Annotated in this window: 12 protein-coding genes; 7 read left to right on the top strand and 5 right to left on the bottom strand. The window is 37.9% G+C overall.

What is annotated here, in order from left to right:
- The first annotated feature begins 33 nt into the window (after positions 1 to 33).
- The gene (locus tag ACZ427_RS12470; RefSeq protein WP_461178879.1) at positions 34 to 1,458 is read left to right on the top strand and encodes an aldehyde dehydrogenase family protein; all 1,425 of its coding nucleotides are present in this window, start codon (positions 34 to 36) and stop codon (positions 1,456 to 1,458) included.
- 67 nt (positions 1,459 to 1,525) lie between these two features.
- On the opposite strand, the gene ACZ427_RS12465 is transcribed toward ACZ427_RS12470, so the two are convergent.
- Complete coding sequence (locus ACZ427_RS12465; RefSeq protein WP_461178878.1) at positions 1,526 to 2,896, bottom strand: MATE family efflux transporter; 1,371 nt, start codon at positions 2,894 to 2,896, stop codon at positions 1,526 to 1,528.
- Between the two features lie 136 nt (positions 2,897 to 3,032).
- On the opposite strand from ACZ427_RS12465, the gene ACZ427_RS12460 reads away from it, so the two are divergent.
- Positions 3,033 to 4,103: an undecaprenyldiphospho-muramoylpentapeptide beta-N-acetylglucosaminyltransferase gene (locus ACZ427_RS12460; RefSeq protein WP_461178877.1), complete on the top strand. Its 1,071-nt coding sequence runs from the start codon at positions 3,033 to 3,035 to the stop codon at positions 4,101 to 4,103.
- Between the two features lie 73 nt (positions 4,104 to 4,176).
- Here the strand turns inward: ACZ427_RS12460 and ACZ427_RS12455 are convergent, their stop codons facing one another.
- The 4 genes from ACZ427_RS12455 to ACZ427_RS12440 all read right to left on the bottom strand — a co-directional run bounded on the left by ACZ427_RS12455 (position 4,177) and on the right by ACZ427_RS12440 (position 8,605).
- Positions 4,177 to 5,319: a Ger(x)C family spore germination protein gene (locus ACZ427_RS12455; protein ID WP_461178876.1), complete on the bottom strand. Its 1,143-nt coding sequence runs from the start codon at positions 5,317 to 5,319 to the stop codon at positions 4,177 to 4,179.
- On the bottom strand, positions 5,309 to 6,430 hold the full coding sequence (locus ACZ427_RS12450) for a GerAB/ArcD/ProY family transporter (protein WP_461178875.1): 1,122 nt from the start codon (positions 6,428 to 6,430) through the stop codon (positions 5,309 to 5,311). Before ACZ427_RS12450 ends, ACZ427_RS12455 begins: the two co-directional genes overlap by 11 nt.
- An 8-nt stretch (positions 6,431 to 6,438) precedes the next feature.
- Positions 6,439 to 7,941, bottom strand: a complete 1,503-nt coding sequence (locus tag ACZ427_RS12445) for a spore germination protein (protein WP_461178874.1) — start codon at positions 7,939 to 7,941, stop codon at positions 6,439 to 6,441.
- Positions 7,942 to 8,050: 109 nt separating this feature from the next.
- Positions 8,051 to 8,605 carry a beta-class carbonic anhydrase gene (locus ACZ427_RS12440; protein WP_461178873.1) on the bottom strand — a complete coding sequence of 185 codons (555 nt, stop codon included), beginning with the start codon at positions 8,603 to 8,605 and terminating at the stop codon, positions 8,051 to 8,053.
- A gap of 308 nt (positions 8,606 to 8,913) precedes the next feature.
- On the opposite strand from ACZ427_RS12440, the gene ACZ427_RS12435 reads away from it, so the two are divergent.
- The 5 genes from ACZ427_RS12435 (at position 8,914) to ACZ427_RS12415 (ending at position 13,532) form a co-directional block, all read left to right on the top strand.
- Positions 8,914 to 9,150, top strand: a complete 237-nt coding sequence (locus ACZ427_RS12435) for a hypothetical protein (protein WP_461178872.1) — start codon at positions 8,914 to 8,916, stop codon at positions 9,148 to 9,150.
- 162 nt (positions 9,151 to 9,312) lie between these two features.
- Positions 9,313 to 10,131, top strand: a complete 819-nt coding sequence (locus tag ACZ427_RS12430; protein ID WP_461178871.1) for a S1C family serine protease — start codon at positions 9,313 to 9,315, stop codon at positions 10,129 to 10,131.
- An 86-nt stretch (positions 10,132 to 10,217) separates the two neighbouring features.
- Complete coding sequence (locus tag ACZ427_RS12425; protein ID WP_461178870.1) at positions 10,218 to 10,943, top strand: PRC-barrel domain-containing protein; 726 nt, start codon at positions 10,218 to 10,220, stop codon at positions 10,941 to 10,943.
- 526 nt (positions 10,944 to 11,469) lie between these two features.
- The gene (sigI, locus tag ACZ427_RS12420; RefSeq protein WP_461178869.1) at positions 11,470 to 12,201 is read left to right on the top strand and encodes an RNA polymerase sigma factor SigI; all 732 of its coding nucleotides are present in this window, start codon (positions 11,470 to 11,472) and stop codon (positions 12,199 to 12,201) included.
- Entirely contained in the window at positions 12,198 to 13,532 is a 1,335-nt protein-coding gene (locus tag ACZ427_RS12415; protein WP_461178868.1) for an anti-sigma factor domain-containing protein, read from the top strand. Before sigI ends, ACZ427_RS12415 begins: the two co-directional genes overlap by 4 nt.
- Positions 13,533 to 13,621: the final 89 nt, after the last annotated feature.

Genomic DNA, 13,621 nt, shown 5'->3' with positions numbered 1-13,621 from the left:
GGAAAGATTAAGTAGAGAGAGGAGAATGATAAAATGAGTGAGCATTTCAATCTTTTCATAAGTGGTAAGTGGGTATCTGCTAATGAAACACTTGAGGTGAAAAATAAATATACACAGAAGGCATATGCAACTGTCTCAAAAGCTGGGGAAAAAGATGTAGATGATGCAATAGACAGTGCGGAAAAAGCATTTAAATCCAACCAATTGTCAGCTTATGAACGATATGAAATCCTGAAAAAAGTGACAGATAAATTACGTGTGAATAATGAGGAATTTGCACAGACACTGGTTGCCGAAGCTGGAAAACCGCTCAAACAGGCAAGAACAGAGGTTGCCCGTGCCGCGGAGACATTTGAAGTTTCTGCAGAAGAAGCAAAACGAATCAGCGGACATGGCGTGCCGGTAGAGGCTGCCCCCGGTTCTGAAAATCGAATGGCTTTTACGATACGGGTACCAGTTGGTGTGGTTGGGGCAATTACACCATTTAATTTTCCGATTAATCTGGTGGCACATAAAATCGGTCCGGCACTTGCTGCAGGGAATGCTGTTGTATTGAAACCGGCAAGTGCAACACCGATATCTTCGTTGAAATTGGCTAAGCTATTTGAAGAAGCAGGGCTCCCGGCAGGATTGCTGAATGTAATAGCAGGATCTGGCTCTGTTGTTGGTAAACAAATGCAGGAAGACAATCGAATTTCAACATATACATTTACCGGCAGTGCAGAAGTTGGGTTGAAAATCAAACAGAATACTGGTTTAAATAAACTCATTCTTGAGCTTGGAAATAATTCACCGGTGATTGTAGATAAAGAAGCAGATTTGGATAAAGCAGCCACTATACTTTCTACAGCAGGTTTTGCATATGCAGGGCAGACTTGCATTACACCACAGCGTCTCTACGTACATCAATCTGTTAAGGAAGCCTTTCAGACGAAGCTTGCAGAAGCTATGGAATACCTTAAAGTTGGTGACCCCAAAGATGAGGAAACGGTTGTTGGGCCAATGATTGATGAAGAGGAAGCGAAACGTGCGGAAAAGTGGGTAAATGAAGCCAAACAAGCCGGAGCTACAATTGTGACAGGTGGAAGTCGAGATGGATCAATGTATGAACCTACTGTATTAACGGATGTGAAAAAGGATATGCTTGTTGTTTGTGAGGAGATTTTTGCCCCTGTTGTAAGTATTATTGAATACAAGGACCTGGATACGTGTATTGATGAATTGAATGAATCCCCATACGGACTACAGGGAGGTATTTTCACAAAAAATCTCAATACAGCCTTTTATGCAGCAAGAAATGTGGAAGTCGGCGGTCTAATGATTAATGACTCTTCCCAGTATCGTGTTGATCTTATGCCATACGGTGGGGTGAAGGACAGCGGCTGGGGAAAGGAAGGTCCGAAGTACTCCATTGAAGAAATGACGGAGGAACGACTGGTTGTAATGAATTTGGATTAATAACAATTAAAAAACAGCCTAGAGAAAATTGGAAATCAAGCACAGTTACAAAAAACTCACCTGCCAATTATAGAGCAGGTGAGTTTTCATTTGTTTTTCTGTATTTTTTTTGGACGTGCAACAATCGCCATAATAATGCAATTGCACCACAACTCAGGCCGGTAATAATGCCGACCCAATAACCGAATGGCTCCAGCGCGGTGTAATTTGCCAGCAGCCAACCAGTCGGCAAACCGATTATCCAATAGGAGACAAGTGCAATAACTAATGTCATATTAACATCTTTATATCCGCGAAGTGCTCCTTGAATCGGTGCTCCAAAAGCATCAGCAAGCTGATAGAATATTGCATAATAGATAAACTGCTTCGTAAGCTCAATGACTTCAGGGTTAGAATTGTACAATGCAGCAACAGGACCGTTAAAGACATATAAAATCAGACCTGCAAATATAGCGATAAATAACCCGCCGCTTATTCCAATATATCCATAAGTCCGGGCTTCCTTGTATCTTTTTCCGCCGACTTCAAAGCCAACGGCAATTGTCAATGCCATTCCAACACTTAGTGGAATCATATAAATTAATGAGGCAAAGTTCATTGCAGCTTGATGTGCAGCGATTGTATACGTACTATAAACACTCATTAATAAGGTAACTGCTGCAAATATACTTGTTTCAAAAAATATCGCAAACCCGATGGGGAGACCTATTTTCAGTTGCTCCCACCACACTTGTAAAGAAGGTTTGACCCAATCTGTTAATATTCCAAAGCCCCGGAATGGTTGGATCTTATGGATGATTCCAAAGGAAATAATGCAGACCAGCCAATAGGTAACAGCTGTTGCAATACCAGAACCAATTCCACCGAATGCAGGGATACCAAATGCACCAAAGATAAATACATAGTTAAAGACGATATTTAATGGCAATGCAATTAAGATGATGAACATGGAAGTGCGGGTTTTCCCCAATGCATCGATAAAACTGCGGATTGTATTGAATATGAATAACGGCACAATTCCTGCACTTAATGTAATAAGGTAATATTTCGCAATATGTCGTACTTCCGGTTCTAAATCCATAGCGTGTAAAATTGGATTAAGTACCATTGCGCCAATTATAATTACAACAATGGCTAACGCAGCAGCTAAATAAATTCCCTGTTGTACTTTTTTAGGTACTTCATCATTGTTCCTTGCGCCTGTCAGCTGCGCTATAATTGGCGTGATAGCTAAAAGCACCCCATTGATTCCCGTGAAAACTGGCAGCCAGAGACTTGATCCTATCGCAACACCGGCTAGGTCATCAGCTCCGGCCTGGCCGGACATGACGGTATCGAAAAAATTCATCAGCGACATACCAACTTGGGTAATTAATATGGGAATTAATATAATGGTGAACAGCTTCAATTTTTCTTTTATCGTTTTTGTTTCGTACATAATATACTTCCTTTTTTCATTAATTTCTATTACACTTTTAAAAGGATACTCACACTATTTTAAGTATACAAATTAAAATCATAAAACCCATTATACTGTTTTAAATTGTATTAAGCTAGAAAGGAAGAAATACTTTATGCAAAATAAACGAATTCTCTTCACCGGTGGGGGAACAGCGGGTCATGTAATCGTCAATTTGGCACTTATACCCGTGTACCAGCGCGAGGGGTGGGAGATTGATTATATCGGCTCGAAAGATGGAATTGAGAAAAACTTAATTGGACAGTTGGATGGAGTTACCTACCATTCGATTTCAACAGGGAAGCTGCGCCGTTATATGTCAAAAGAAAATCTCAAAGACCCGTTTAAAGTATTGAAGGGAACCATCGAAGCGTGGCGTATTATCGGTAAGCGCAAGCCATCGGTCATTTTCTCAAAAGGTGGATTTGTTTCTGTTCCGGTGGTAGCAGCAGCGAAACTCCGCAACGTGCCTGTAGTGATACATGAATCAGATTATACACCGGGATTGGCGAATAAAATTTCGATTCCTTTTGCTAAAAAAGTACTGGCAACCTTTGAGGAAACGATGCAATATCTACCTGAGAAAAAAAGAGAATATGTTGGTGCCGTTATCCGTGAAGAGCTGTTTCAAGGGGATAAAGAAAAGGGATTAATATTTGCAGGTTTAACTAATGAAAAACCGGTACTGCTTATTATGGGAGGCAGTGGAGGAGCCCGGAAAATCAATGAAACCGTTCGGGCGAGTCTCCCTGAGTTATTACCCTCGCTTCAGGTTATTCATATTTGCGGTGAGGGAAAAACGGACCCATCGATTAAGGAAAAAGGCTATGTCCAATTTGAATATGTGCATGAGGAATTAAAAGATATTTTTGCAGCGACAGATTATGTGCTATCCCGGGCTGGTTCCAATGCAATCTTTGAATTTCTTGCATTGCGAATCCCAATGTTGCTTGTTCCATTGTCTATCCAGGCAAGCAGAGGTGATCAGATTATCAACGCTCGATCATTTACAGAAAAACGCTATGCCCGTGTTGTGGGAGAAGAAGCATTAACGAAAGAATCACTGGTAGAGGAACTTTTGCAACTAAAAGATCAAGCACCAGTGATGATTGATTATATGAAAAAATATAAAAGTGAGGAAGCACGTGATCGTGTGATTGAAATCTTGGGCGAAGTTCAGAAATAAGTTGAAAACCTTCCTTTTCCATTTATTGGATAAGGGAGGTTTTAATTTTCTTCGGCTCATACGACTGTTACCCTTATTGTATCGTTCCATATTGCATAATTTTTACATTTACATTAAAATCAACAGTAACTTCTGGGAACTTCTCGCGCCATTCTTTCTCCGTCAATGTGCCATCTTCCTTGTTAATACGATAAATATTTCCAAGACCAAACGGATCGGAATTAATCTCCTGAAGTTTCTCTAAGAGTGATTCATATTGTTTTTCGAATGCTTTAGCAATTTCTTTCTCCAATAAATTGGCTACCTGTTCATTTTCAACACTCATTAATTCCGAGAATTCCTGTATGTTAATCTCCAGGTCAACATTTGTCTCATAGGTTAGCTGTTCTGTACTTTTTATTTTTGTTTTGCTTTTGCCACTGACACCCATTTGAACTTGAAAATCTTCATCATTCATTTTATTTTGGTCTGGATTCACAAAAAATTTCTCAAAAGGTTTTCTAGTGATAGATACTTCTACAGGTGAATTGCTCACCCTTTTTTGAAACAGGTTTACGAGAAAGGCCTCATCCAAAGAAATTTCGCCAACATATTTATCCGATTGGAAAACTGCAAAAGCTGTTAATGTAGGTGTGTCATTTATTAAGCTAATGACTGGCAATACGGGGTCGTGTCCGATATCACCAATAATATGGGTGAAATGGTGTAAAGCAACACTTGGAATGCTATCTTCCATATACTCCTGTTCAATTAAATCATGTAAATATCTTCCAACATTGTACATTGTGTCCCCTTGTCCTTTTGTAAGGACTTCCTTTGCGGTTGTATTACTAACTGCAAGCAACATCGTATCTGATACGCGGGCGTCTCGTACCAGTGGACTTATGTATGTTGCAATGCCCTTCTGTGCCGCTTCTTTACTGTATAACTCCAGACGGATTTGACCAGGGCTCAATTTATTGCTTGACTTACGATTTGCATCCTCCCTTGCACTTTTTACCGTATTCCCTGTACCGAAAATGTTTTTTGTTACGTTTTCTGATTGCTCATCAAATTGATATACAATTAATGTCGTATCCATTTGCTTCTCGTTTTCTTCAGAAATATCAATTCCGCGTGTGTTTAATATACCAAGATTATCCAGCGGGGTGGATTTTACACAGGCTGAAAGAAGGACAACAGAAATGAGTATACTAGTTATTTTTTTATTTCGCATGACTGTCACCTTCTTTCCGTTTACGCCATTTTTTCTTTATGAGTACTAGTGGTAGAAGTAGAAATGGATAAACAAATACAATCCAGAAACCTATCTTATCGGTGGTATCGATAATTTTTTGTATTTGAAAATGCTGTTGAGAGAAGAAAGTCCCAATTAACAATAAACCAGATACGATGTAAAGAGATGTTTTCTGTGGAATCCTATACAATCGCTTCATCCCATATATTATTCCCCACATTAATAAAATCATATTTGGTATAATTACCATCATCCACTCTGCGACAACTACAAAATCCATTCGCTCAATAAAGGAGAATGTCTGGATTTTAAATAAGGATAATAGTGACCATTCTCTTCTCTCCAACTGCCCCGGACTAAAAAAACCAATTGCTATGAAGGTCGTAATGAAAACGATAAAAGCAGACCATAGGACAGCAGCAAATACTGGCAGTTTTGCTTTTTGCTTGTTTTGGATAAACGGATATATAAATAAAAGTATCTCAAATCCGATAAAGGTGTAGGCTGTAGATTTAGCACCGTTTATCAATTCTGTAAAGGAAGCCTGAAAAGCCGGCTGGTAATGGGTCCAATCTATTTCCGTTGCAGGTTCGATCAACAGTAAAAACACCCAGTTGGAAAAGATGAAAAAAAGGAAACAAACACCCACAATAACTTTCAATCCACCAAGCACACTGTAAGCAATCAGAATGATCAGCAAGGTCCCCATGACAACAGGACTTAAGCTGGGGAAAATAAAGATGTTTACGACCTCGATATAGGTGATAAGTACAGAAAATAATGTAACTGCAAAATAAATAATATACACGGTCCCTAGCAATTTTCCCAGCAATTTTCCGAAAACATCCACTTGAATCCCGAGTATATCTGCATTATCATATTGTTTCAGAATTAGCAACATAACAAATAAAACAAGGATGATATATGCTGCGGCTATTAAAATCGCTATCCATGAATCTTGGTGAGCCTCTATAAAAATAATTCTTGGAGCACCCATGATTCCGACACCTATTTGAATGGAAGAGATGATGAAAAATAAATAAAAAGCCTGAATTCGCAGGTTCTCTTTTATTTTTATATTAATATCCATAAATACACCTACTCATCGATGTCTTTCTTCTCTTTTGCTTTTTGTTTATTGAAGCGTGTTAAATCTTTTGGGAGAAAAGAAGCAAAGCGTTTATTCTGAAAGTGTTGTGGTAAACGGTACAAAACTTTGTTTAAATCCCCAAACCGGAATGGGTAAATTGGTGTAAGGTATGGACGTCCTAATGACGTTAATTTCAATAAATGGATGATCAAAAAGCAGATCCCAAACATAATACCAATAATACCAAGAATTCCTGCCAGTATAATCATTGGAAAACGAAGGACACGAATCGTTGTGCCCATTAAATAACTGGGAGCTGTAAAAGATGCCAGTGCACTTATCGTAATAAAAATAATCAAGATATTACTTGTTATCCCAGCTTGCACTGCAGCTGTTCCAACAACTACCCCACCAACAATACCGATTGTTTGCCCCACTTTTGTTGGTAGCCTTGCTCCGGCTTCCCTTAGAAGTTCAATTAAAAATTCGAGAAGTAATGCTTCGAATATGGGGGGGAAGGGCACCCCCGCTCTCGATTGCCCGATGGAAATAAGCAATTGTGTTGGAATGATTTCATAATGAAAAGTAACCGCTGCTACATACATCGGTGTTAAAAACACCGCAATGAATATGGATAAAATCCGCAGCATCCTCAGAAAAGACCCAGCATTCCAACGCATATATAAATCTTCGGTCGATTCAAAAAAACTGAAAAAAGTCGATGGAGCAATAATTGCTGATGGACTGTTTTCCACAATCACAGCAACTCTTCCTTTGGCGATGGAATAGGATGCACGGTCAGGGAGCTCTGTGGAGTAAAATTCTGGAAAGATGGTAGAGGATGAGTCCTCGATATATTGCATTAGTGTATTACTATCTTCAATTTCATCAACCTCTAAATCCTGTAATCGCTGTCGCATTGTATTGACGTCTGTTTCATTTGCAATGGATTTCAAATAAATTAAGCGCGCTTCACGAGGTGTTCGTTCACCAATCATTATTTTTTCCAATACAAGATCCGTAGACCGCACACGCCACCTGAGAATATTTAAATTCGTAATTAATGATTCAGTGAAAGCTACTTTCGGACCGACGACTACTGATTCCGTTTCTGCTTTTTCCAGGGAGCGTTTTTCTTGTTTTGCCAATAAGTAAGAAACAGCCTTATCTTCATCTTCTACATAGATAAAGATTTCGCCGATAAGTAATTTATTAAGAATATCATCAAGTTTTTCCGTAGTTTGGCCGGAACTTAATGGGATTTCATTTAGAATGGACGTGTATGTCCATTCCTTTTCACTCTCCAATAAGGGTTTCAGCAGATAATTCTCAGCCCTGTCAGCTCCAACCTGGTAGGATATATAAAATACGGCTATTTTTTTATTCTGATGTTCATAGATGGAAAAATTTAAATCAGGGTTGTCTTCAAATCTGCTTTGCATCAGCTTTTCGAGTTTATCAACCTTGATTGGGAAAAGCTTACTGGATTGTTTTTGTCTGCTTTTTCTCATATGTACCTCCAGCGGTTCAACTGCTAATTGATAGTATGTGGAATCCTGGAATAAATATAAGTTGAAACGTAAAAAACTGCCACAATTTAATGTGGCAGTTCCATTGATACTACGCTTCTTTTGTCACAATATCTGCTTTACCAGTGCCTGGATCTATAACCAATCCGTGTACTTTCACTTCGGAAGGAAGCAGGGGATGATTTCGGATAATCCCTACACTTTGCTGTACGGATTCTTCAACTGTATCAAACCCGTGAAATTCTTCATGAAAGTCAATCCCTCCATGTGTGAGTGTATCTAATGTTTCCTGTGATACCCCTTTTTCTTTCATATTAGCTGTGAATGCTGTCGTATCAACCTTGGACATTCCACAGTCATGATGACCAATGACGACAACTTCTTCTGCTTTCAGGTTATACACAGCTACAAGAATACTTTTCATAATACTGTCAAACGGTTTACGAATAATGGCCCCGGCGTTTTTCAGCATTTTCACATCGCCGTTCTGGATGTTTAATGCACGCGGCAGTAATTCTACAAGCCGTGATTCCATACAGGTGAATATTACCATCCGTTTATTCGGGATACTGTCTGTGGAATATTGTTCATACTTCTTTCCAGCAACAAATTGTTCATTAAATGCGAGCATTTCATCTAAATGCATAAATCTCAACTCCTATTCATTTTTCCAAGAATCAATTAATTCTATAAAAACTATAGCACTTTTTCCATGTTTTCGTATAGTAATATCTATTTCTTTTTCAATGGCTGTTTTCTAGAAGACTGCGCTCACTCGCCCCATCGATCTTTTATACAACTGCGGGGGTTAAGGAGCAATAATTATGCCGAAAAATAGCCTTTCTAATTTTAAAAATGAGGGTGAATAAAAAGACTCATTTTTCAAAAAAATAATTGTTAGTTTTTGACGAAAAGTGTATGATATAAATAACAATCATACAATGAGGTGAGGAGATGGGAAGGTTTGTACGTAATTGCCGTTTGTGTGAAGAGCCAATGGAAAGCAGTCCATTCATGATGTGCACAACCTGTCTTACGGAAAGTGATAGGGTACGAAGCTTTATTCGTAAAAACCCTCATGTTTCAGTCCAGGAAATTTCCCAGGAAACCAATGTTCCTCAGTTGAAAATCGAAAATATGATAAAATTAAGATTTACCCGTAAAAACGATATGGAAACCGGGATACATTAATTTTTTCTAATAAAGATAAAGGAGGATGGCTCACTTGACCTGAGTCATTCTCTTTTTTGTTATGTATTAGAAAAACAGGAGTTGATACAATTTTTGCACTGGAACATGGTAAGATAGACATACAGGATAATTTAATAAGCAATGAGTTCCGGGGGGACTTTTATGTATGATGAAAAAGATAACAAGCACGATATGATAGATGAGGATTTATATGAAGAGTTTGATGATGAAGAACTGTATGAATTAGTACAGGAAGAACGTAGAAAGGCATTGGAAAGAGACAAACAGGAAAAAGAGCCAAAGCCAAAACGTCCATTTCCCAAATGGGCATTTTGGCTGATTGCTGTTGTTATGGCATTTAATGTGGTTGCATTGCTCCCACAAACATTTTCAATTCCGGCCATTGACTTTTTAATAAGCTCAGCTAAGTTATCCACACAGGAAGACATTCGTACTTATAAAGAAGCTGTGGTTGTCGTGGAAACAGAGGATAGCAAAGGAACGGGCTTTGGTGTTTCAAGTGAAGGTATGATTCTGACAAACCATCATGTCATTGAGGGGGAGGAGTCCGTGACGGTAGCTTATCCACAAGAAGGCCTTTTTTCTGCTGAAGTTACTGAAACATATCCATCGATTGATATAGCCGTTCTGGAAGCAAAGACAACGGAAGATATGCCATATCTTGAGCTTGCTGATGAAGTTGGTTTTGAGCAGAATGAGTCAATTTATTTTATTGGTAATCCGTTACGCTTTAATGGAATAGCAAATGAAGGAAGTATAATCGGCTACACCCAATTATCTAATTGGGAGGAAGAGGTGTTAATGATTGAAGCGCCTGTTTATCGGGGGAATAGCGGCAGTCCCATAATTAATGAAAATGGTGAAGTGATCGGTGTTATTTTTGCCACATTGAATCATGATACACATGGAAGAGTAGGCCTGTTTGTACCAATTGATTATCTTAATACACCACAGGAGTAAAGAAGGTTTATTATCCTGCATTGGTTTCACTTTATTACATGAAGGGTATTGATTCTATATGAAAACCATTTTCTGGAGGGATATCCTTGCTATATTTCACATCAGATTTAAAAACATATAATATAGATGCATCAGATGGGGAAGTGGGTAAGATTAAAGATTTGTATTTTGATGATAAGGAATGGTCTATACGTTACGCGGTAATTGACACAAGAAAGTGGCTACCCGGCAGGAAAGTTCTGCTTTCACCTTCGTCCTTTGTTAATTTAAATGAAGCAAAGGAAAATCTGGAAGTGGAGTATGATAAAGAAAAAGTCCGAAACAGCCCTGCCATTCCTGAAGGCCAGTCCCTATCCTATGAAGCCGAAAATTCTCTGATTGGTTATTATGGTTGGAGCAGATATTGGATGAGTAACGCGATGTGGGGTGCAGGAGAGAACCCGATTACATCCAGTTTTTATCAAGGGGATTCGATGGAAAAACAAATCCAAAGAGATATACCCCAAAGCAGTACAGAAATGGCATATAATCTTCGTAGTGAAGATGAAACAATGGGATTTAAAGTACATGCGAACAATGGAAAGATCGGTATAGTCGTAGACATGGTTTATGATGATGAATATTGGAATATCAAATATATTGTTGTACAGAGCAATGAAAGTTATGTAAATGAAAAGTATTTCATATTTACCCGTAAAAAAATTGAATCTGTTGATTGGTTTGGAGAAGATATTTATATAAGTGAGCCGCTTGAATCAATTAAACAAAATAAATTATATACGAAGAAAGAAGATATTTTACTGGAACGGTAAAACTTCAAAGAAATGAAATGTCTCTATCTAAGTAGGGGCATTTTTTTGTGGGCGGGTAAGAAGGTAGGGAGTTTTCTAACTTTCATAAATTTTCAAGACATTACATAATAAACGACAGCTGACATACTGGTAACTGATATTTAAAGAAACTGTAATTATATTGTGATAGCTTAGAGTCTGCCTCTACGTTAAGATATTTATACCGAATCAATAATTACAAAGTGAAAAACAATTTAGTGAGGGTGCTTTTACCCTTTCTCTGAAAATCTTGTTTTTTCTAAGCAGTAAGAAAGTATAAGATTTCTTTGCTGCATAAGTGAACGACGGGGCATGCCTAAGGCTTGATGATACGCCGAGTTTTCTAATGTTAGTGCCCGTTAATATGCGAGAAATAAAGATATAGAGATGGTGAATGTTTCATGACTGCTAATAAACAAAATATTTTATATAGATGTAAATACGTAATTTCTACACCCAAAAAGGATTATAATGGAACGAATTTTATAATTGCAAAGGGTGGTTCTGTATGATGATGAGCAAATCATTAAAAGAAACGCCCCTTGAAGAAATGATTGCCTCTGTACAAAAAGGGGACCAATCAATGCAGAACTACCTTTTAAAAAGGTATCAGCCATTTATCGCCAAATGCGTTTCAGAAGTCTGTAAACGGTATATTGATCCCAAAAGGGACGATGAATTCAGTATAGGTCTTAACGCCTTTAATGAAGCTATGCTCTCTTATTCATCAAAAAGAGGAAGCTCCTTTCTATCTTTTGCAAAGCTTGTTGTGAAGCGAAAAGTGATTGATTATATACGTTATATGCAAAAGAAACCGACTGCTGTATCACTGGATGAAAGCTATGACTCGGAACAGATGGAAAATCCTACAGAAATTATTGCTGTTAAAGAACAATATGAAAAGGAACAGGATTCATGGTATCTTAGGGAGGAAATTCTGGATTTTAAAGAGAAACTGAAGGTGTATAATTTAACGCTATCAGAACTTGCAGACGCTTCGCCAAAACATAAGGATGCACGTGACTCAGCTGTCCGAACAGCAAGGGTACTGTTTGAAAACGCTGAATTAAGATCTTATGTTCATCGAAAGAAAAAGTTGCCTATAAAAGATTTAATGAAATTTGTTGATGTAAGTAAGAAAACACTGGAAAGAAACCGAAAATTTGTATTGGCGGTTTTTATCGTGCTCAGTGAGGACTATTTTTATATTAAGGAATATTTAAAGGGGGTGGGTAAATGAAAAAAGGAATTGTAATGGAACAGCATCGAAAATACACAATAATGATGACAAAAGAAGGTACATTTCAAAAAGCCATTCCAATTAATGATGCGGAAATAGGCACGGAGGTTTCCTTTAAGCCTTTGGAAGAAAAAGGACCTCTTCTGTTTTTTTCATCAAGAAAACAAAAAAGTAGAATATTTAAGATGGTTGCTATCGTCTGTATCTTATTTGTATTATTTGTACCTTCCTTTCTCTTCATGAATGCGGATCATACATACGCTTATGTAAATGTTGCAATAAATCCTAATATAGAACTTGAAGTGAATGAAGACATGGATGTAGACAATATGCTGGCCGTCAATAATGATGCGGATAACATTGTGAAAGAGTTAACAGAATATCAGGATAAAGAATTAGAAAAGGTAATCGAGAAAATTATTGAAAACAGTAAGAATGCAGGGTTGGTTAATAATGAACAAAATGTACTGATTGGTGTTAGTTATAAGTCCGATAAGAATGATAATGACTCTTTGCTTTCCAGCATCGAACAGTATCTCGTAAGTAATGAACCCGATTGGAACATTGTTATCTTTGAGGTACCTTCTGATGTACGTGAAATGGCTAAAGAAGCAGGTAAGTCGATGAATGAAATAATGGCAACAAAACTGCTCGACAAAAATTCATCTGTAAAAACTGTTGATTCCCTAAATGATGAGGAAATGGAAATTATTGATACTTTTTATAACGAAGATGACAAAGGGCAGTTAGCAGACGAGATTGAAGAGCAAGAAGAAGCAGAAGAAAAAACTGAGAAGGAAAGTGACAATGCGAAAGATGATCCAGTAAAAGAAGAGAAAGGATCGCTTCCTTCTAATAAAGCAAAAAACAAAAGCATACAAGCAAAACCCAAGGGAAATGAGCACCCAAGTGAGTTAAAGGAAAAGAATAGTAAGACGAACCCTGGTAACGGTAATAGTTCAACCGGAAAAGGTAACAATGGTAAAGCCGATAATAAAGGAAATAATGGCAAGGGTAACAATGGCAAAAGTCCAGATAAATGGAATAATGGTAAAGGAAACAACGGCAAGAGTCCGGATAAATGGAATAACGGGAAAGGCAACAATAGCAAGAGTCCGAATAAATGGAATAATGGCAAAGGCAACAATGGGAAGAGTCCGGATAAATGGAATAATGGCAAAGGCAACAATGGGAAGAGTCCGGATAAATGGAATAATGGCAAAGGCAACAATGGGAAGAGTCCGGATAAATGGAATAATGGCAAAGGCAACAATGGCAAGAGTCCGGATAAAGGCAATAATGGCAAAGGGAACAATGGCAATAATAATTAGATACCCGATAGAAAAAGGCTCATCCCAGATTTTAGTGGAATGAGCCATATTTAGTATTTAAGAAAGTGTAAAACCTGCTTACTGCATAA

The organism is Virgibacillus ainsalahensis (assembly GCF_055380755.1).
This window is presented reverse-complemented; position numbering and strand designations above follow the sequence as displayed.